Annotated in this window: 26 protein-coding genes and 1 pseudogene; 1 reads left to right on the forward strand and 26 read right to left on the reverse strand. The window is 34.3% G+C overall.

The window, feature by feature from the left end; translation table 11 throughout:
• Positions 1-176 precede the first annotated feature (176 nt).
• Positions 177-1,184 carry a zinc-binding alcohol dehydrogenase family protein gene (locus tag KA867_RS01825; protein WP_210136883.1) on the reverse strand — a complete coding sequence of 336 codons (1,008 nt, stop codon included), beginning with the start codon at positions 1,182-1,184 and terminating at the stop codon, positions 177-179.
• Positions 1,185-1,201: 17 nt separating this feature from the next.
• The gene (locus KA867_RS01830) at positions 1,202-2,209 is read right to left on the reverse strand and encodes an NADP-dependent oxidoreductase (RefSeq protein WP_210136884.1); all 1,008 of its coding nucleotides are present in this window, start codon (positions 2,207-2,209) and stop codon (positions 1,202-1,204) included.
• A 143-nt stretch (positions 2,210-2,352) separates the two neighbouring features.
• Between KA867_RS01830 and KA867_RS01835 the strand changes: the two are divergent.
• Positions 2,353-3,348 (forward strand): annotated as a pseudogene (locus tag KA867_RS01835) (LLM class flavin-dependent oxidoreductase).
• A gap of 75 nt (positions 3,349-3,423) precedes the next feature.
• Here KA867_RS01835 and KA867_RS01840 read toward each other — a convergent pair.
• From KA867_RS01840 to rplX, 24 genes are all read right to left on the reverse strand, one after another.
• Positions 3,424-4,299, reverse strand: coding sequence for an alpha/beta hydrolase (locus tag KA867_RS01840; RefSeq protein WP_210136885.1), 876 nt, complete (start codon positions 4,297-4,299; stop codon positions 3,424-3,426).
• A gap of 249 nt (positions 4,300-4,548) precedes the next feature.
• On the reverse strand, positions 4,549-4,941 hold the full coding sequence (gene rpsI, locus KA867_RS01845) for a 30S ribosomal protein S9 (RefSeq protein WP_019468668.1): 393 nt from the start codon (positions 4,939-4,941) through the stop codon (positions 4,549-4,551).
• Between the two features lie 19 nt (positions 4,942-4,960).
• Positions 4,961-5,398 carry a 50S ribosomal protein L13 gene (rplM, locus tag KA867_RS01850; RefSeq protein ID WP_019468667.1) on the reverse strand — a complete coding sequence of 146 codons (438 nt, stop codon included), beginning with the start codon at positions 5,396-5,398 and terminating at the stop codon, positions 4,961-4,963.
• A 202-nt stretch (positions 5,399-5,600) separates the two neighbouring features.
• Positions 5,601-6,407, reverse strand: a complete 807-nt coding sequence (gene truA, locus KA867_RS01855; protein ID WP_210136886.1) for a tRNA pseudouridine(38-40) synthase TruA — start codon at positions 6,405-6,407, stop codon at positions 5,601-5,603.
• A 3-nt stretch (positions 6,408-6,410) separates the two neighbouring features.
• The gene (locus KA867_RS01860; RefSeq protein ID WP_210136887.1) at positions 6,411-7,217 is read right to left on the reverse strand and encodes an energy-coupling factor transporter transmembrane component T family protein; all 807 of its coding nucleotides are present in this window, start codon (positions 7,215-7,217) and stop codon (positions 6,411-6,413) included.
• Positions 7,207-8,070 carry an energy-coupling factor transporter ATPase gene (locus KA867_RS01865; RefSeq protein ID WP_210136888.1) on the reverse strand — a complete coding sequence of 288 codons (864 nt, stop codon included), beginning with the start codon at positions 8,068-8,070 and terminating at the stop codon, positions 7,207-7,209. The genes KA867_RS01860 and KA867_RS01865 overlap by 11 nt, the downstream gene beginning before the upstream one ends.
• The gene (locus KA867_RS01870) at positions 8,067-8,879 is read right to left on the reverse strand and encodes an energy-coupling factor transporter ATPase (protein WP_210136889.1); all 813 of its coding nucleotides are present in this window, start codon (positions 8,877-8,879) and stop codon (positions 8,067-8,069) included. Before KA867_RS01870 ends, KA867_RS01865 begins: the two co-directional genes overlap by 4 nt.
• Positions 8,880-9,395: 516 nt before the next feature.
• Positions 9,396-9,764, reverse strand: coding sequence for a 50S ribosomal protein L17 (gene rplQ, locus KA867_RS01875; protein WP_019468662.1), 369 nt, complete (start codon positions 9,762-9,764; stop codon positions 9,396-9,398).
• Between the two features lie 18 nt (positions 9,765-9,782).
• Positions 9,783-10,727, reverse strand: a complete 945-nt coding sequence (locus tag KA867_RS01880; RefSeq protein WP_019468661.1) for a DNA-directed RNA polymerase subunit alpha — start codon at positions 10,725-10,727, stop codon at positions 9,783-9,785.
• 76 nt (positions 10,728-10,803) lie between these two features.
• Positions 10,804-11,193, reverse strand: a complete 390-nt coding sequence (gene rpsK, locus KA867_RS01885) for a 30S ribosomal protein S11 (protein ID WP_019468660.1) — start codon at positions 11,191-11,193, stop codon at positions 10,804-10,806.
• A gap of 23 nt (positions 11,194-11,216) precedes the next feature.
• The gene (rpsM, locus tag KA867_RS01890) at positions 11,217-11,582 is read right to left on the reverse strand and encodes a 30S ribosomal protein S13 (protein WP_210136890.1); all 366 of its coding nucleotides are present in this window, start codon (positions 11,580-11,582) and stop codon (positions 11,217-11,219) included.
• 21 nt (positions 11,583-11,603) lie between these two features.
• On the reverse strand, positions 11,604-11,717 hold the full coding sequence (gene rpmJ, locus KA867_RS01895; protein ID WP_002482634.1) for a 50S ribosomal protein L36: 114 nt from the start codon (positions 11,715-11,717) through the stop codon (positions 11,604-11,606).
• Positions 11,718-11,748: 31 nt separating this feature from the next.
• Positions 11,749-11,967, reverse strand: coding sequence for a translation initiation factor IF-1 (infA, locus tag KA867_RS01900; protein WP_001118443.1), 219 nt, complete (start codon positions 11,965-11,967; stop codon positions 11,749-11,751).
• Between the two features lie 173 nt (positions 11,968-12,140).
• On the reverse strand, positions 12,141-12,791 hold the full coding sequence (locus tag KA867_RS01905) for an adenylate kinase (protein ID WP_210136891.1): 651 nt from the start codon (positions 12,789-12,791) through the stop codon (positions 12,141-12,143).
• A gap of 17 nt (positions 12,792-12,808) precedes the next feature.
• Positions 12,809-14,101, reverse strand: coding sequence for a preprotein translocase subunit SecY (secY, locus tag KA867_RS01910; RefSeq protein ID WP_210136892.1), 1,293 nt, complete (start codon positions 14,099-14,101; stop codon positions 12,809-12,811).
• Positions 14,101-14,541 carry a 50S ribosomal protein L15 gene (gene rplO / locus KA867_RS01915; protein ID WP_019468656.1) on the reverse strand — a complete coding sequence of 147 codons (441 nt, stop codon included), beginning with the start codon at positions 14,539-14,541 and terminating at the stop codon, positions 14,101-14,103. The genes secY and rplO overlap by 1 nt, the downstream gene beginning before the upstream one ends.
• 16 nt (positions 14,542-14,557) lie before the next feature.
• On the reverse strand, positions 14,558-14,737 hold the full coding sequence (gene rpmD / locus KA867_RS01920; protein ID WP_002482630.1) for a 50S ribosomal protein L30: 180 nt from the start codon (positions 14,735-14,737) through the stop codon (positions 14,558-14,560).
• 16 nt (positions 14,738-14,753) lie between these two features.
• Complete coding sequence (gene rpsE, locus KA867_RS01925; protein WP_019468655.1) at positions 14,754-15,251, reverse strand: 30S ribosomal protein S5; 498 nt, start codon at positions 15,249-15,251, stop codon at positions 14,754-14,756.
• A gap of 20 nt (positions 15,252-15,271) precedes the next feature.
• Positions 15,272-15,634, reverse strand: a complete 363-nt coding sequence (gene rplR / locus KA867_RS01930; RefSeq protein ID WP_210136893.1) for a 50S ribosomal protein L18 — start codon at positions 15,632-15,634, stop codon at positions 15,272-15,274.
• Positions 15,635-15,665: 31 nt separating this feature from the next.
• Positions 15,666-16,202, reverse strand: a complete 537-nt coding sequence (gene rplF, locus KA867_RS01935; protein ID WP_019468653.1) for a 50S ribosomal protein L6 — start codon at positions 16,200-16,202, stop codon at positions 15,666-15,668.
• A gap of 27 nt (positions 16,203-16,229) precedes the next feature.
• Positions 16,230-16,628: a 30S ribosomal protein S8 gene (gene rpsH, locus KA867_RS01940; protein WP_019468652.1), complete on the reverse strand. Its 399-nt coding sequence runs from the start codon at positions 16,626-16,628 to the stop codon at positions 16,230-16,232.
• A 31-nt stretch (positions 16,629-16,659) separates the two neighbouring features.
• Positions 16,660-16,845 (reverse strand): type Z 30S ribosomal protein S14, encoded by a 186-nt coding sequence (locus tag KA867_RS01945; RefSeq protein WP_002482625.1) that lies wholly within the window; start codon positions 16,843-16,845, stop codon positions 16,660-16,662.
• 21 nt (positions 16,846-16,866) lie between these two features.
• The gene (rplE, locus tag KA867_RS01950) at positions 16,867-17,406 is read right to left on the reverse strand and encodes a 50S ribosomal protein L5 (protein ID WP_026034769.1); all 540 of its coding nucleotides are present in this window, start codon (positions 17,404-17,406) and stop codon (positions 16,867-16,869) included.
• Positions 17,407-17,428: 22 nt separating this feature from the next.
• On the reverse strand, positions 17,429-17,749 hold the full coding sequence (rplX, locus tag KA867_RS01955; protein WP_040029978.1) for a 50S ribosomal protein L24: 321 nt from the start codon (positions 17,747-17,749) through the stop codon (positions 17,429-17,431).
• Positions 17,750-17,767: the final 18 nt, after the last annotated feature.

The raw sequence follows: 17,767 nt of genomic DNA on the forward strand, positions 1-17,767 counted from the left end.
CGTATGGTTTTTTTATCCAAAATAAAGGAGCAAAATAACAATCAAATATAATATTTTGATTGTCTTTGCTCCTTTGTAGCAGCTATTTTATTGAAAGCTGTTAAACTTTTCTAATGTTGCTTAACAATAAGTGTTTCTAATAGTAGTGTTCATATTTATAACATCAAGCACTTTCACTAAATTGAAATAACTAATTTGCCAACCATGCTATGGTTTTCCATTTTTTTATGCGCTTCATAAATATTATCTGCTGTTAGTCCTTTTAGCACTTCATTTACAGTTGGCTTATAGTCGTCTGATTCTACTTTGTTAGTGATATCTTTTAAATAGGTACCATGAATAGCCATATCTTCTGTTTTATTTAACGGTCTTGAATACATATATTCATGTGTAAATGTTACACTTTTAGGCTTCAGTAAATTTAAATCTTGCTTATTATTGAAAGCAACAATTGTAGCAATCTTACCGCGTGGTTTTACTAATTCAATCATTTTTTCGTAATACAAGTCCGTATCAAAAGTACAAAATACATAATCTACTTCACTAATTTCATATTTTTTAAATTCATCTGTCAGATTATTTTTATGATTCAACACGATGTCTGCACCTAATGATTTTGACCAATTATACGTTTCATCGCGAGATGCAGTGGTGATGACGTGTAATCCGTAATACTTTGCTATCTGAGTTGCGATACTACCTACGCCACCTGCGCCATTAATTATTAATAAGGACTTGCCTTTATTTTCTTCTGGATTATGAGAAATATTAAAAACATCAAAAAGTGTTTCTGACGCTGTTAAACCAGTTAAAGGGAGACTTGCCGCTTCAACATCACTAATATTACTCGGCTTCAATGCTACCAATCGTTCATCAACAAGTTGATATGTCTGATTCGATCCTTGATACGAAGGTGAACCTGAATAATAAACTTCATCTCCGACCTTAAATTGTTTAACATCTTCGCCTATAGCTTCCACAACACCTACAGCATCATACCCTAAAATTCTTGGCGACTCATTTATAATCGATTGTCTAATTTTCGTATCTACTGGATTCACACTAATAGCAGTTAAACGCACTAATAATTCATATTGCTGAGGTTTTGGCGTCTCTATATCCATTTCATAAAATTGATTACCCTCATCTAATGTAAACGGTCTATCTGCACCAATTGCTTTCATATGTGCATCTCCTCTACTTATAAATTGTCTGAAACTTGGACCACTTGTTTACCAAAATTATCTCCAGTAAATAAATTTCTAAATGCAATTGGCACGTTTTCAAATCCTTCTACAATCGAAGTTTTTGTTTTTATTTTATCTTCATTTACCCATTGAGCAAGCAGTTGACTCGCTTGTTTAAAGTCATCAGCATAATTTGCAACAACAAATCCTTTCATGAGTGCTTGTGATTTTATCAAAATCGGCTGAATACGTGGGCCGTGCTCAATACTTTTATCATTATAGCCAGAAATTGCACTACATACTGGAATTCTAGCAAATTGATTTAAGTGTTTCATTACTTCATCTGCAATGTGTCCACCAACATTTTCAAAATAAACATCTACACCATCTGGGACTGCTTGAGCTAATTGTTCTGAGAAGTTATCAGCTTTATAATCTACACTAGCATCAAATCCTAATTGTTCAGTTAAATATTTCGTTTTGGTTGTTCCGCCTGCAATACCAACCACACGTGCACCTTTTAATTTAGCTATTTGACCTACTACTGAACCGACAGCCCCTGAAGCCGCAGATACAACAACAGTTTCTCCTTCTTTAGGTTGGCCAATTTTTAGCAGACCATGGTATGCCGTTTGTCCAGTCATACCTAATACACTTAGATATAAATAAAGTGGAATGTCTCTCTGAGTAATTTTCGTAACTTTTTGAGCTGATACATTTGCATATTTTTGCCAAGGTAACATACCTAATACATAATCACCTTGCTCAAAAGCGTCAGCGTTGGATTGTACTACTTTTCCAACAATATGTCCTGCCAATGGTTCATCTAATTGAAATGGTTGTATATAAGATTTACTATCATCCATTCTGCCACGCATATATGGATCTACCGAAATATATATCGCTTCAACTTGAATCTCATCATTACCAGGCTCATCTATTTCAATAGTTTCGTATCTAAATACATCATCAGAAGGTATGCCTTCTGGGCGTTTTGCTAATACAATGCTTTCTGTTTTCATTATTTTGCCTCCATTTCATGTTTTCTTCTATTCTATAGCGATGAAGGTATGCAATCAATCAAATCGCTTATTTGATATTTTGTCCTCGTGTTATGATAAACAAAATGGAGCACTTAAATGATTGTAATGAAGGAGAATGTGATATGCGATTAAGTATACTAGACTATGTTCCAATATTTGAAGGTAGCGATACTACTCAAGCGATAAATCATTCTGTTGAATTAGCTCAATTTGCTGAATCGCTAGGTTTTTACCGATTTTGGGTTGCTGAACATCACAAAGTATTGTCAGTTGCTTCTAGCGCTCCTGAAATGATAATGATGACATTGCTAGAAAATACAAATTCGATTCGCATAGGCAGTGGTGGTGTTATGCTTCCTCACTATAGTGCATATAAAGTAGCAGAAGTATTTAAAATACTAGAAGGACGTCATCCTGGCAGAGTGGATTTAGGCATTGGCCGTTCTATGAGCTTTAAAAATGTAAATCAAGCATTAAATAAAAACAAAACAGCCAACGTCGATTTTAAAACACAAATTGTGGATTTAACAAACTATTTTAATGATGACATTCAAAGACAAAGATTCCTTGGATTATACGCTACACCTTTAATCCATACACAACCCGATATGCATTTATTGGGCACAAGCCAAAATAGCGCTGAACTCGCTGCGCAACTTGGTTTACCTTTTGTCACTGCTTAAATGGGTAAAAATAAAGATAGGATTAAACAATCCATCGACGATTATCGAAAGCTATTTTCAAAACTTCATCCAAAGCGAACACCTTATGTTATTATTTCAACTTTTGTAATCACTGCAAATGACATTCAAAAGATCAAAGAATTGGAACAAGCTTTTCATCTATGGTTATTGCGCATTAACTATTTAAAACAACCTAGTCACTATCCATCAATTACATTTGCTCAACAAAGACAACCATCTACTAGAGAACTTGAAAAAATGAAGCAAAATGAACCACGCTTTATCAGTGGTTTGCCAAATGAAGTTTTCACTCGATTACAAGCAATCGCACATAACTACAATGCAGATGAAATAATGATTCAACCACATGTTTATGGGGAATCAAACCGCAAAAATTTGTTACAATTATTAGCAATTGAAAACAACCAATTTTAAGTTAATCAAAATGAGTAGATATAGTGGCTTCATAACTGTTCAAAAGATAATTCTCATATAATAGAGTTATCTTTTTTATTTATAATTCCAAAGAAATGCATTAATTTGATCTGTAACTTTTTCATTATCATGAAGCGCGCTATGTTCAGCTTTAGACCCATAAGCTTTGTATGTTTTATAAGTTTTAATATGATTTGATAATAAGAACCTTAATGATTCTGATGATACATTCGTTACTCTACCATCAGAATGCGTTCCGTCTTTTAAATCACCATAAATATTAAGGACTTCAGCGTTTTTAGGGTAGTGCGCATGCATAGATAATAAATTACGGTATTCTTTTAACATCTTGTTGGGTTTGCCATTTTTGTCTAAATGTATATTTAAGTCCAAACCATTGATATCCACTTCTCCATTAAAGTTTCCAGCTAAACTAACTTGCTTATTTAACTTTGGTAAAACTCTATCATCGCCATACTTTAGCATATAATAGCTAAAAGATTGATTTCCCATTGAGTGTGCAACAAAATTAAATTTTTTAAAATGATATTTTACACTAAAAGCTACCATAACATTTTTGATCCATTGCGCATTTTTTTCTAAATTCTTATTTTCATTATCTTCAAGTATAATTTTTATAATTGGGCGTTTCATCTTGTTAGATATATTTTTATTAAATGTCACCTTTCCATTTGATGAAACTTTAGCTTCAACAACGTCATCTGTTATATTATTTTGGACTGCTGAATTTACCATGTATTTTTCTGATTGAGTTGTTCCAGCATAACCGTGTAAATAAAATGTCGGCACTGATGTTTCACTGGACATATTTTTAATTAACGTTTTGTTAAACACTTGATTCATCACCAAAAAAGAGCTACTAGAAAAAATAATTAATAATAATACGATACTCAATTTTTTTAAGAGATGATTTTGTTTGTTGAATGTCATATGTATAACCTCTAATACTGTTTTATTTTATTATACTTCATACTATTTTAACTTACTAAAATAAAACCAACTTTTTTCCATTTTTAAAGGGTACAAATGTTGTCTACATTTTTGACTATTTATAAAACAAAAAAACTTCCCATATTAATATGGGAAGTTTGAAACGTTTCTTCTATTTGACACCAATCACCTAAGCAATTAATGTACCAAACCTGTGAGCGAAAAATATTCGCAACAACATTTGGGATATTAACGTTTTGAGAATTGTGGTGAACGACGAGCTTTTTTAAGACCTGGTTTTTTACGTTCTTTCATACGTGGGTCACGTGTAAGTAATCCAGCGCGTTTTAATGAACCTCTATATTCAGGATCTGCTTCTAATAAAGCACGTGCAATACCGTGACGGATAGCTTGTGCTTGTCCAGTGAAGCCACCACCATGAACGTTAACTAATACATCATAGTTACCTTTAGTTTCTGTAACATCAAATGGTTGGTTTAAGTCTAAGATTAATGATTCGAATGGTAAGTAGCTACGTACATCAGTGTGGTTAACAGTAATGTTACCTTCGCCAGGTACTAAACGTACACGTGCTACTGAGTTTTTACGACGGCCTGTGCCTTTATATTCAACTTGTGCCAATGTAATTTCCTCCTTTTAATTAACCACGTAACTCGTAGTTTTCTGGTTGTTGTGCAGCGTGTGGATGTTCAGCGCCACCATATACAAATAATTTTTTGCCTTGTTTTTCGCCTAGACGTGTGCTTGGTAACATACCTTTAATTGAGTTTTCAAGTAAACGTTCTGGGTTTTTAGCTTTTAACTCACCAGCAGAGATTGATTTGATTCCGCCTGGGTGGTTACTATGACGGTAATACATTTTGTCTTGTTCTTTATTACCAGTGAATTGAATTTTAGCAGCGTTGATGATAATTACATAATCACCTGAATCAACGTGTGGTGTATAAGTTACTTTATTTTTACCGCGTAGAATAGCAGCTACTTCTGATGATAAACGACCAAGTGTTTTACCTTCAGCATCAATAACATACCATTTGCGCTCAATGTTTGCTTCATTAGCCATAAATGTTTGACGCATATAATTGTCCTCCTAGAATAAATAAATGTTTCTTGTCTAATTAAAGTGATATTTAAACTTAAATTCATTTATTTTGTTAATTTATAATTTCTACGTGCTTCTATATCTTGTTACACAATAAGATTCCGGGGCTTATCGTGGGGTGATATAAAACAATACCGTTAGTTATCGTATAATTTTTATGGGGTTTTGTCAATGTAATTTAACTATTTTGTGTAGATTTTTTTTGATGTATTTTTATATCTTCACCAAAGTCTCTTTTTAGTGCTTCGGAGGATAAATATATATGTTCCAAATACAATCCATCTGCTGGTGCAGTGAAAGGAACTTTATTGCGATCTTTAGCAATTAATAATTGTGGAACTACCTCAGGTTGAAATTTCCCTTTGCCTACTCCAATTAAAAATGCTACTAACACACGCACCATATTATATAAAAATCCTGAACCAGTAACGACATAATCAAAACCATATTTTGTTTTTTCTATTTTACTTTCATATAACGTACGGACTTTACTTTCAACTTCTGTTTTTTGGGAACAAAATCCAGTAAAGTCATGTGTACCTATAAACAAATTAGCAGCTTGTGTCATTTTTTCAAAGTTTAAACTTTCTGGTACGTGACCTTTCAAACCACATTCAAATGGATTTTTATTAGGTGATTGGTAAACTTTATAGCGATAAGTTTTACCGACACAATCGTATCGACAATGGAATGATTCATCTACAAATGAAACATCTTTCACATAAACATCATCAGGTAATGCCCGATTCATCGCATATCGCCATTGCTCTGGTGAAATGTTAAGCTCTGTATCAAAATGAAAATATTGTTCTAATGCATGCACGCCACGATCAGTTCGACTACTTGGGTGTATTCTAATATGCTGTTTGTGCATGCGTTTAAGTATTTTTTCAAATTGTTGTTGTACAGTTCTACCATTATTTTGTATTTGAAAACCCAAAAATTGACTACCTTGATAAGAAATATTTACTAAAACACGAACCATTCTTTACACTCCCATATACTTTAACACAAATAATATTATTGCTATTGGTATAATTGAAATCAATAACAAACTATCAGACCCTTGCCAGTCTAATTGACGATAACTTGTTCGCTGTTTGTTTGTTTCATAACCACGGACTTCCATTGCAATGGCTAAATCTTCTGCTCTTTGGAAAGCTGAGATAAATAAGGGAATCAATAAAGGAATAAATGCTTTAACTCTGTTGATTAACCCTCCAGAACTGATTTCAGAACCTCTTGATTTCTGTGCTAAGATAATCTTATCTAGCTCATTCATTAAAGTTGGAATAAAACGTAAAGCGATTGACATCATCATACTCAGTAAATGTACAGGTACCTTTATCAACTTTAATGGATATAATAATCTTTCAAACGCATCAGTAAGATCTAATGGGCTTGTCGTTAAAGTCATGATTGTAGATACCATAATGATAAACATTAGCCTCAAAACAATATAAACACCTTCTAAAACACCTTGAGTATCAATTGAAACAAACCCTAACTCAAATATGCGCATACCACCTTTAGTTAAAAACAAATGCATTAAAAAGGTGAAAATCAGAAAAATCCATATGGGTGTTAATCCCTTTATTAAAAACCAAGATTTTATGTACGCTGCTTTCATCATGGTTACAATGATTAAGAATAACCATAAGTAAGTGATAAATGAATGTGCAAAAAATATTAGTATGATAAATAAAAATACATATATTAATTTGGCACGTGGATCACGACGATGTACAAAAGTGTCTAATGGAAGATAACGTCCTATAATAAACTTATCTCTCATGTTGTTGCCACCCCTTATACATCTCTGTGAATTCTGCTTCGGTTAATGCGATGCGTTCAAATTTAAATTGATGCTTTGCTTCGATATCTCTCTGTAATTTAACGATGTCTGGTACATCTAAATGCATATCTTTAACATAATCGTCAGCATTAAACAATTTTCTTGGTGAACAGCTTTCCACTAACCTACCACGCTTAATAATTTTCACTTCATCAACATATTTTGCAACATCATTCATTTCATGTGTAACTAATATAATTGTTTTATTTTGTTCAAGCTGCAGTTTCTTTAACATTTCCATGATTTGATTTCTACTTTTAGGGTCAAGTCCTGCAGTAGGTTCATCTAAAATAACAATATCTGGATCCATAGCCAATATAGAAGTAATTGCTATTTTTCTCATTTGACCTCCCGACATTTGGAAAGGTGATTGTTCAAGTATATCTCTATTAAAACCGAACTCTAATAATAATTGAAATGCTCGTGCTTTTACTTCTTCAAGTGGCATATTAAAATTTTTAGGTCCGAATAAAATTTCTCGTTCCACGGAGTCTTCAAAAAGTTGAGATTCAGGAAATTGGAATACTACCCCTACGCGCTTACGCACTTGCTTTAAATACTTATCTCTCGTCTTGTGTGTAATCATGACATCATCGACCTCTAAAGAGCCATGTGACGGTTTTAGCAATCCATTAATATGTTGTATTAATGTAGACTTACCAGAGCCTGTTTGACCAATCACTGCATAATATTTACCTTGTTCAAAAGTAGTTACAATCTCTTTCAATGCAAGATGTTCATAAGGTGTTCCTTTTTGATAAACATAAGACACTTGATTGAATTTAACAGTCATAATTTGCTTACCAACCCTTCATAAGAAATATAGTCAGTAACACCTAATAATTGTTGATTCATTCTCATTGCAAACGGTAAATCTAAACCTATTTGTGTTAAAGCCTCTCCTTTATTAAAAATAACTTGAGGCAAACCTGATTGATATAGGAAGCCTTGGTTTAAAACAACTAAATGATCCGCATCTATAGCTTCAGATAAATCATGAGTGATGGATATAATTGTCACATCTTTTTCTTCCTTTAAACGATGTATGAGTGAAATTAATTCTGTTCTACCTTCTGGATCTAACATAGACGTCGCTTCATCTAATATGATGATATCCGTATTTAATGCTAAAACTCCTGCGATTGCGACACGCTGTTTTTGGCCACCAGAAAGTGATTGCGGCTCATATGTAGCTCTATCCAGCATATCTACATCCGCTAATGCTTTAGGCACAATTTCATGCATCTTCTCGTAAGTCATAGCATTATTTTCTAAACCAAATGCTACATCAAATTCCACAGTAGACCCAACAAATTGATTTTCTGGATTTTGAAATACAATCCCTATATGTTGTCTCAACTTATTTAAGTTATCGTCATTGATACTTACACCGTTTAAATATATTTGGCCCTCAAAAGGTTTTTGAATGCCTATCATCAGTTTTGCTATCGTTGATTTACCTGAACCATTATGGCCTACTATAGAGGTCCATTTGCCCCTAGGAATGCTAAATGATACATCATTTAACGCAAGTGGTTCATCGCTATTATATTTAAAAGATACATGATCAAATTTAATTATTTCTTCTGCTTGCGTTATCATACCAGTTATCTCCTAAATCAAAAATATTAATCATATACTTAATCATTTTACATGAAAAACGATAAATAAGCACTTCATCTTCATTAATTTCTCTTTTAAATTTTATTTATTGAGACACGCATAAAGATACTTTTGAGCATAAAATACACTTTTCATTAGTGTAAATAGTTAACAATCATTGTTTCTTTGCAATTTTTCTAGTTTTTAAATCAATGAACAAAATACTGTTTAATTAGAACTTCTTATGCATTTACACTATGAATATTTCCTTTTACCTTACCCAAATTAAGGATATATGGTTCGGCGGTTCGCTATTGCCTTGCAATTGCATAAGTCCCCCTAAATTCTTCGAATTAAGGGGGACTAACAAAAAAAAGCGCGCACCCCATCATATTTGAGTTCACGCTTTAAAATTTATTAAGTTTGATGGGGTACTCTGAGCTAGACAATATTTGTATGTGGCAAACATTATCGTTGCACTCATTTGCTTTATACATAGTAGTATGTGTATTTAAATTAAACTAATTCTATAATTACTGATTCAGCACCGTCACCGCGACGAGGGCCTACTTTAAGGATACGTGTGTAACCACCTTGACGTTCTGTATAACGTTCAGCAATTTCACCAAATAATTTTTGAAGTGCAGTTTGTGTTGTTTCATCTTCATTTAAAACTTCAACATTACGTAAAGTTTTAGCAGCTTGACGACGAGATGCTAAATCTCCTTTTTTACCTAAAGTGATTAATTTTTCAACAACACTACGTAATTCTTTTGCACGTGCTTCTGTTGTTTCAACACGTTCACTAACAATAAGTGAAGTAGCTAAGTCACGTAACATCGCTTTACGTTGATCAGAAGTACGACCTAATTTTCTGTAACCCATGAGTTAACCTCCTTTTTATTAATCTTCTTTTCTAAGACCTAAGCCTAGATCTTCAAGTTTATATTTAACTTCTTCTAATGATTTGCGTCCTAAATTGCGCACTTTCATCATATCTGCTTCAGATTTATCAGCTAATTCTTGAACAGAATTAATACCTGCGCGTTTCAAACAGTTATATGAACGGACAGATAGGTCTAATTCTTCTATAGACATTTCAAGTACTTTTTCTTTTTGATCTTCTTCTTTTTCAATCATGATTTCAGCATTTTGTGCTTCATCAGTTAATCCAACGAAGATGTTCAAATGTTCAGTTAGGATTTTTGCCGCTAGAGAAACAGACTCTTGTGGCGTAATTGAACCATTAGTCCAAACATCCAAAGTTAATTTATCAAAATCACTACTTTGACCTACACGTGTGTTTTCTACAGTATAGTTAACACGTTCTACTGGTGAATATAGTGAATCCACTGGAATTACACCAATTGGTAAATCACTAGTGTTATTTTGTTCTGCTAATGCGTAACCTCTACCCTTATTAGCAACAAGACGGATTTTTAAATGTCCACCTTTAGATACTGTTGCGATTTTAATCTCAGGATTTAAAATCTCTACATCACTATCATGCGTGATGTCACTTGCAGTAACTTCGCCTTCATCTTTTACATCAATCTCTAATGTTTTATCTTCTTCAGAATAAATTTTCAATGCTAGCTTTTTGATGTTCATAATAATTGTTGAAACATCTTCTACAACATTATCTATTGCTGAGAATTCATGCAATACACCTTCGATTTCGATGTACTTAACGGCTGCACCTGGTAATGAAGATAGTAGGATACGACGTAAGGAGTTTCCTAGTGTAGTACCGTAGCCACGTTCTAGTGGTTCAACAACGAACTTACCGAATTTAGCATCTTCACTAATTTCAATTGTTTCAATTCTAGGTTTTTCGATTTCAATCATTTACAAATATCCTCCTTGATTACGTCGACTTGAATTGTACTGTGTTTCTCAGTGACTTGCGACAATAACGATAATATTATACGCGACGACGTTTTGGTGGACGACAACCATTATGTGGTACTGGAGTAACGTCACGGATTGCAGTTACATCTAATCCAGCTGATTGTAATGCACGGATCGCTGATTCACGACCTGGGCCAGGACCTTTAACAGTAACTTCAACAGTTTTTAAACCATGTTCCATAGCTGCTTTAGCTGCAGTTTCTGATGCCATTTGTGCTGCAAATGGTGTTGATTTTTTTGATCCTTTAAATCCAAGTGCACCTGCTGATGACCATGATAAAGCATTACCAAATTCATCAGTAATAGTTACGATTGTATTATTGAATGTTGAGCGGATGTGTGCCACACCATTCTCAATATTCTTTTTCACTCTACGTTTACGAGATACTTGTTTACGTGCCATTTAAAATTTGCCTCCTTTACCTATTATTTTTTCTTGTTAGCTACAGTTTTAACTGGGCCTTTACGAGTACGAGCATTGTTTTTTGTCTTTTGTCCGCGCACTGGTAAACCACGACGGTGACGGATACCACGGTATGATGAGATTTCCATTAAACGTTTGATGTTTAAGTTTTGCTCACGACGTAAGTCACCTTCTACTTTATAATTGTCTACTACTTCACGGATACGACCTAATTCGTCATCAGTTAAGTCTTTAACGCGAGTATCTGCAGATACATTAGCTTCTTCAACAATTTTTTGAGCTGTAGTAGTACCGATACCATATACATAAGTTAAAGAAATAACAATACGTTTTTCACGTGGAATATCTACTCCTGCAATACGTGCCATAATTATTTACACCTCTCTTTATTAACCTTGTCTTTGTTTGTGTTTTGGATTGCTACAAATTACCATTACTTTACCTTTACGTTTAATGACTTTACATTTTTCGCAAATTGGTTTTACTGATGGTCTTACTTTCATTTTAATACCTCCCTATATTATGGAGTGACGATTATTTATAACGATACGTAATTCTTCCGCGTGTTAAATCATACGGAGACATTTCTACAGTTACTTTGTCGCCAGGTAGAATTCGAATATAATTCATTCTGATTTTACCACTTACGTGAGCTAAAATCTCATGACCATTTTCTAATTCTACTTTAAACATTGCATTTGGTAAAGTATCTAATACTGTACCTTCTAATTCAATAACATCTTGCTTAGCCATTTATTAACTTCCCCCTTTTTACAATAGTTGGTTATCGTCTAAGATCAACTATAACCATACGAGTCTATAAGTGTTGTTAATAAGTTCAACAAAATTAAAATGAATTACTATATCGCATTGTCACTCTTTTTCGTTTATACTCTTGGCATTACATAGACCGTACAAAGTTGATACTATTTTAAGTTCTCAAGAATATCGATTACGTTTGAAGTAACTTCACTAATATCTTTTGAACCATCAATGTTTTTCAATACATTTTCATTATCATAGTATTCTAGGATTGGCTTAGATTGTTTTACATTGACATTTAAACGATTTGCAACTGTTTCTGGGTTGTCATCTTCACGTTGGTATAATTTACCACCGTCAATATCACAAATGCCATCAACTTTTGGAGGATTGAATACAAGATGATAAGTGTGCCCGCATTTTTCGCAAATTCTACGACCAGTAAGGCGGTTCATTAATTCTTCTTCAGGTACCTCTATATTGATAACAGCATCAATTTTTCTATCTAGTTCTTGCATGATTTCACTTAATGCTTTTGCTTGTTCAATAGTACGAGGAAAGCCGTCAAGTAAGAATCCTTTTTTTGCATCGTCTTCAGAAATTCTTTCTTTAACGATGCCCACAGTAACTTCATCAGGGACTAATTCTCCACGATCCATGTACGATTTAGCTTCTTTTCCTAAATCCGTTTCATCTTTAATCGCTTTTCTGAACATGTCTCCAGTAGATATGTGTGGAATTGGGAATTTCTTAACAATTTCACTCGCTTGAGTTCCTTTACCTGCACCAGGTAAACCCATTAAAATGATATTCATAAGTGCCCTCCTACAATTTATCTACCACCAAAGCCTCTATAATCTTTTTGACTCACTTGAGCTTCAAGACTCTTCATTGTTTCAATCGCAACACCAATTACGATAAGTAGACTTGTACCACCGACTTGTATCGATTGTGGTAGGTCCATCACCTTAGTAGCAATGATTGGTAGTATAGCAACGACAGCTAAGAATATTGATCCTACAAAGGTCAATCTGTAGAGAACTTTAGTAATATATTTTTTTGTTTGTTCGCCAGGTCTAATCCCTGGAACATAACTTCCTTGTTTTTTAAGGTTATCAGACATCTTTTCGGGATTGACTTGTACAAATGCATAGAAATATGTGAATGCGATAATGAGAATCACATAAACAATCATCCCTATATTATTCGATGGATTTGCAACGTCAGATACTTTTTGCGCCCAACTTGCATCAGGGAAGAACAAAGTTAATGTTCTTGGTAATAAGAAGAACGCCATTGCAAAGATGACTGGGATAACCCCTGCAGAGTTAACTTTCAAAGGTAAATATGTTGCTTGTGAACCTAATCGTTGTGCAGACTGTTTTTTCGCATATTGAATTGGTATTTTTCTAATAGCTTGTAGTACGAATATTGCACCAACCGTTAGCAATACCATTCCAACAATTAATCCAATAACTTTTAACCATGCTAAAGTTGTATCATCTTGCCCTACAAAGGACTGTTGGTAAAACTGGATTAATGATGAAGGTAATGAAGATAAAATACCTCCAAAGATAATGATGGAAATACCATTACCAACACCGAATTGAGTGATTTGTTCACCTATCCAAATTAAAAACGCTGTACCAGCTGTTAACACAACAGCTATTGTTAGGTAGCTAATTATGGACTGATCCATAATTAGTTGACCTTTCAAATAATTATTAAATTGGAACGCCATTCCTATTGATTGGATAAAAGCAAGTACAATCGCAAAATAACGGGTTACGTTATTAAGTTTTTTTCTACCTGCATCACCTTGTTTTGCCCACTCTGAAAACTTTGGAACAATATCCATTTGTAATAACTGCATCACAATTGATGCAGTAATATATGGCATTATACCCATGGCAAAGATAGAAAAGTTCTGCAAGGCTCCGCCACCAAACGTGTTAAGTAAGTCAGTGACACCTTGAGAACCTTGTTGACTGTCAAAAGCAGCTGGATTTACGCCAGGTGCTGGAATATAAGTACCTATTTTAAAAATAACTAACATTGCGAGCGTAAAAAAGATCTTGTTACGAACTTCTTTTGTAGTAAAGAAGCTCACAAGCGTTTGAAACATTAGATCACCTCGTGTGCTCCGCCTTTAGCATCAATAGCTTCTGCTGCAGAAGCAGAGAATTTGTTAGCTTTCACTGTTAACTTCTTGTCAAGTGAACCACTACCTAGTACTTTAATACCAGATTTTTCACTTTTAACTACACCAGATTCTACTAATAAAGCAGGAGTTACTTCAGTACCATCCTCAAATTTATTAAGTTGGTCTAAGTTAACAATAGCATATTCTTTGCGGTTAATGTTAGTAAAACCTCGTTTTGGTAAACGGCGGAATAAAGGTAATTGTCCACCTTCAAATCCTGGTCTGATACTACCACCTGAACGCGCTTTTTGTCCTTTTTGTCCACGACCACTAGTTTTACCGTTACCAGTAGCTGCACCGCGACCTACGCGGTTACGAACTTTACGAGAACCTTCTGCTGGTTTTAACTCATGTAATTTCATTTCGGCACCTCCTTAATTATTTTTCTTCTACTGTCACTAAGTGACTTACTTTGTTGATTTGCCCACGAATAGCAGGGTTATCTTCAACAACTACTGAAGAGTTTGTTTTTTTCAAACCTAAAGCTTCAACAGTTTTACGTTGTGTTTCTGGACGACCTATAACACTACGAGTGAGGGTAATTTGTAATTTAGCCATAACTTATTTTCCCTCCTTAATTATATAATTCTTCTACTGACTTGCCACGTAATTTCGCAACTTGTTCAGCATTTTTAAGGTTTTGTAATCCATTAATTGTTGCACGCACCATATTGATTGGTGTATTTGATCCTAAAGATTTACTTAAGATATCAGTGATACCTGCTAGTTCTAATACTGCACGAACAGGACCACCCGCAATAACACCAGTACCAGGAGCTGCTGGTTTCATTAATACACTACCTGAACTGAATTGTCCAGTGATCATGTGAGGAGTTGTACCTTCGACACGTGGAACTTCAACTAAGTTTTTCTTAGCTGCTTCAACTGCTTTTTTGATTGCTTCAGGTACCTCTTGTGCTTTACCAGTACCGAATCCAACGCGACCGTTTTTATCTCCAACTACTACTAAAGCGCTGAAACGGAAACTACGACCACCTTTTACAACTTTTGCAACACGATTAATTGTAACAACGCGTTCTTCAAATTCTTTCGCTTCTTCTCTACGAGCCATGTAAATGTCCCTCCTTTAAATTAAAATTCTAAACCATGTTCACGAGCTGCATCTGCTAATGCTTTAACACGTCCGTGATATAAATATCCTCCGCGGTCAAATACAATTGTTTTTAAGCCTTTTTCATTCGCTCTTTTAGCAATTGTTTCGCCGACTTTAGCTGATAAATCAACTTTAGATCCAGTTTCATTAGCTAGATCTTTTTCTTGTGTTGAAGCTTGTGCTAATGTTTTACCATTAACATCATCGATAACTTGTGCATAAATGTGTTTGTTTGAACGATAAACATTTAAACGTGGTTTTTCAGCAGTGCCAGATAATTTGTTACGGACACGAGCATGTCTTTTCAAACGCACTTTGTTTTTATCAATTTTGCTGATCATTTTATTACTCCTTTCTTCTGAAAGTTACTTATTATTTACCAGTTTTACCTTCTTTACGGCGAACGTATTCACCTTGGTAACGAATTCCTTTACCTTTATAAGGTTCTGGAGGTCTTACTGAACGAATGTTTGAAGCAATAGCTCCAACTTGTTCTTTTGAAATACCTTCTACAGTTACTGTAGTGTTTTTATCAACACCGAAAGTGATACCATCTTCAGCTTTAAATTCAACTGGGTGTGAGTATCCAACGTTTAATACTAGGTCATTACCTTGCATTTGAGCACGGTAACCTACACCTACAAGTTCAAGTGTTTTTTTGTAGCCATCTTTAACACCTAGAATCATATTATTAATCAAAGCACGAGTTGTACCATGAACTGTTCTGTCATTTTGAGAATCAGTTGGTCTTACAACTTCTAATGTGTTTTCATCTTGCTTATATGTCATTCTTTCATTCATTGTTTGTGATAATTCGCCTTTTGGACCTTTAACAGAAACTGTATTTCCTTCGATAGTTACTGTAACGTCACTAGGGATGTCAATAATTTTTTTACCAACACGACTCATGTTATCGCACCTCCTTGTTATTAATTATTACCAAACGTAACCTAAGATTTCTCCACCAATATTACGTTTTCTTGCTTCTTTATCAGTGATTACACCTTCAGAAGTAGAAACTAATGCAATACCTAAACCATTTAACACTTTAGGCACTTCGTTTGCTTTAGCATAAACACGTAAACCTGGTTTTGAGATACGTTTTAATCCAGTGATAACACGTTCATTGTTTTGACCATATTTAAGGAATAAACGAATAACCCCTTGTTTATCGTCTTCAACGTATTCTACGTTTTTAATGAAACCTTCACTTTTTAATATTTCAGCAATTTCTTTTTTGATATTTGATGCAGGCAATTCTAACTTATCATGGCGCACCATGTTTGCGTTTCTTACACGAGTTAGCATATCTGCAATTGGATCGTTGATTGTCATTGAATGTTGCCTCCTTTCAGACTTTTTTCTATTACCAGCTAGCTTTACGAACGCCAGGAATTTGGCCTTTATAAGCTAATTCACGGAAACAAATACGGCATAATTTAAATTTACGATATACAGAATGTGGACGACCACAGCGTTCACAACGCGTATATTCACGTACTTGGAACTTTTGTTTTTTTTGTTGCTTAGCAACCATTGAAGTTTTAGCCACTTAATTAGCCTCCTTTAGAGATTATTTTTGAAATGGCATACCGAATTGTGTTAACAATTCACGAGCTTCCTCGTCAGTGTTAGCAGTTGTTACGATAACGATATCCATTCCTCGTATTTTACTTACTCGGTCATAGTCGATTTCAGGGAAAATTAATTGTTCTTTAACACCTAAAGTGTAGTTACCTCTACCGTCAAATGCTGATTTTGATACACCACGGAAGTCACGAACACGTGGAAGTGATACCGCAATTAATTTATCTAAAAAGTCATACATTCTTTCACCACGTAAAGTTACTTTAGCGCCGATTGGCATACCTTCACGTAAACGGAATGTAGCGACAGATTTTTTCGCTTTAGTTACTAATGGTTTTTGACCAGTGATAGCTTGTAATTCCTCTACAGCATCATCTAATACTTTAGAGTTTTGTACAGCATCACCAACACCCATGTTTACTACAATTTTTTCTATTTTTGGTACTTCCATTACAGAACTATAGTTGAATTTTTTAACTAAGTCCGTTGTAACTTCAGAATTAAATTTTTCTTTTAAACGATTCACAGTGGATCCTCCTTTCAATTAGTTATTCATTATTAGATTTGATTTCTTCGCCAGATTTTTTAGCGATTCTAACTTTTTTACCGTCTTCGAATTTGTAACCTACGCGAGTTGGTTCATTCGTTTTAGGGTCTAATAATTGTACATTAGAAACATGGATTGCTGCCTCTGTTTCTAAGATTCCACCTTCAGGATTAAATTGAGTTGGTTTTTGGTGTTTTTTAATAGTGTTAACACCTTCCACAACGACACGGTCTTTTTTAGGTTCTGTAGCTACTACTTTACCTTCTTTACCTTTGTCTTTACCTGCGATAACTTTTACGTTGTCACCTTTTTTGATATGCATGTGTGGCACCTCCTTAAA

This window comes from Staphylococcus sp. GDH8C109P (assembly GCF_017893405.1).
Lineage (GTDB): Bacteria > Bacillota > Bacilli > Staphylococcales > Staphylococcaceae > Staphylococcus > Staphylococcus cohnii.

Coding starts and splice junctions, on each gene's coding strand:
- truA (WP_210136886.1), bottom strand. CDS start 6,407: ATGGTTCGTGTTTTAGTAAATATTTCTTATCAAGGTAGTCAATTTTTG.
- KA867_RS01825 (WP_210136883.1), bottom strand. CDS start 1,184: ATGAAAGCAATTGGTGCAGATAGACCGTTTACATTAGATGAGGGTAAT.
- rpsH (WP_019468652.1), bottom strand. CDS start 16,628: ATGACAATCAACGATCCAATTGCAGATATGCTAACTCGTGTAAGAAAC.
- KA867_RS01840 (WP_210136885.1), bottom strand. CDS start 4,299: ATGACATTCAACAAACAAAATCATCTCTTAAAAAAATTGAGTATCGTA.
- KA867_RS01860 (WP_210136887.1), bottom strand. CDS start 7,217: ATGAGAGATAAGTTTATTATAGGACGTTATCTTCCATTAGACACTTTT.
- rpsM (WP_210136890.1), bottom strand. CDS start 11,582: ATGGCACGTATTGCAGGAGTAGATATTCCACGTGAAAAACGTATTGTT.
- KA867_RS01830 (WP_210136884.1), bottom strand. CDS start 2,209: ATGAAAACAGAAAGCATTGTATTAGCAAAACGCCCAGAAGGCATACCT.
- rpmJ (WP_002482634.1), bottom strand. CDS start 11,717: ATGAAAGTAAGACCATCAGTAAAACCAATTTGCGAAAAATGTAAAGTC.
- rplX (WP_040029978.1), bottom strand. CDS start 17,749: ATGCATATCAAAAAAGGTGACAACGTAAAAGTTATCGCAGGTAAAGAC.
- rplM (WP_019468667.1), bottom strand. CDS start 5,398: ATGCGTCAAACATTTATGGCTAATGAAGCAAACATTGAGCGCAAATGG.
- KA867_RS01905 (WP_210136891.1), bottom strand. CDS start 12,791: ATGAATATCATTTTAATGGGTTTACCTGGTGCAGGTAAAGGAACTCAA.
- infA (WP_001118443.1), bottom strand. CDS start 11,967: ATGGCTAAGCAAGATGTTATTGAATTAGAAGGTACAGTATTAGATACT.
- rpsE (WP_019468655.1), bottom strand. CDS start 15,251: ATGGCTCGTAGAGAAGAAGCGAAAGAATTTGAAGAACGCGTTGTTACA.
- rpsK (WP_019468660.1), bottom strand. CDS start 11,193: ATGGCACGTAAACAAGTATCTCGTAAACGTAGAGTGAAAAAGAATATT.
- KA867_RS01870 (WP_210136889.1), bottom strand. CDS start 8,879: ATGATAACGCAAGCAGAAGAAATAATTAAATTTGATCATGTATCTTTT.
- rplF (WP_019468653.1), bottom strand. CDS start 16,202: ATGAGTCGTGTTGGTAAAAAAATTATTGACATCCCTAGTGACGTTACA.
- KA867_RS01880 (WP_019468661.1), bottom strand. CDS start 10,727: ATGATTGAAATCGAAAAACCTAGAATTGAAACAATTGAAATTAGTGAA.
- rpmD (WP_002482630.1), bottom strand. CDS start 14,737: ATGGCTAAATTACAAATTACCCTCACTCGTAGTGTTATAGGTCGTCCA.
- rplO (WP_019468656.1), bottom strand. CDS start 14,541: ATGAAATTACATGAGTTAAAACCAGCAGAAGGTTCTCGTAAAGTTCGT.
- secY (WP_210136892.1), bottom strand. CDS start 14,101: ATGTTTCAAACGCTTGTGAGCTTCTTTACTACAAAAGAAGTTCGTAAC.
- rplR (WP_210136893.1), bottom strand. CDS start 15,634: ATGATCAGCAAAATTGATAAAAACAAAGTGCGTTTGAAAAGACATGCT.
- KA867_RS01865 (WP_210136888.1), bottom strand. CDS start 8,070: ATGACTGTTAAATTCAATCAAGTGTCTTATGTTTATCAAAAAGGAACA.
- rplQ (WP_019468662.1), bottom strand. CDS start 9,764: ATGGGTTACAGAAAATTAGGTCGTACTTCTGATCAACGTAAAGCGATG.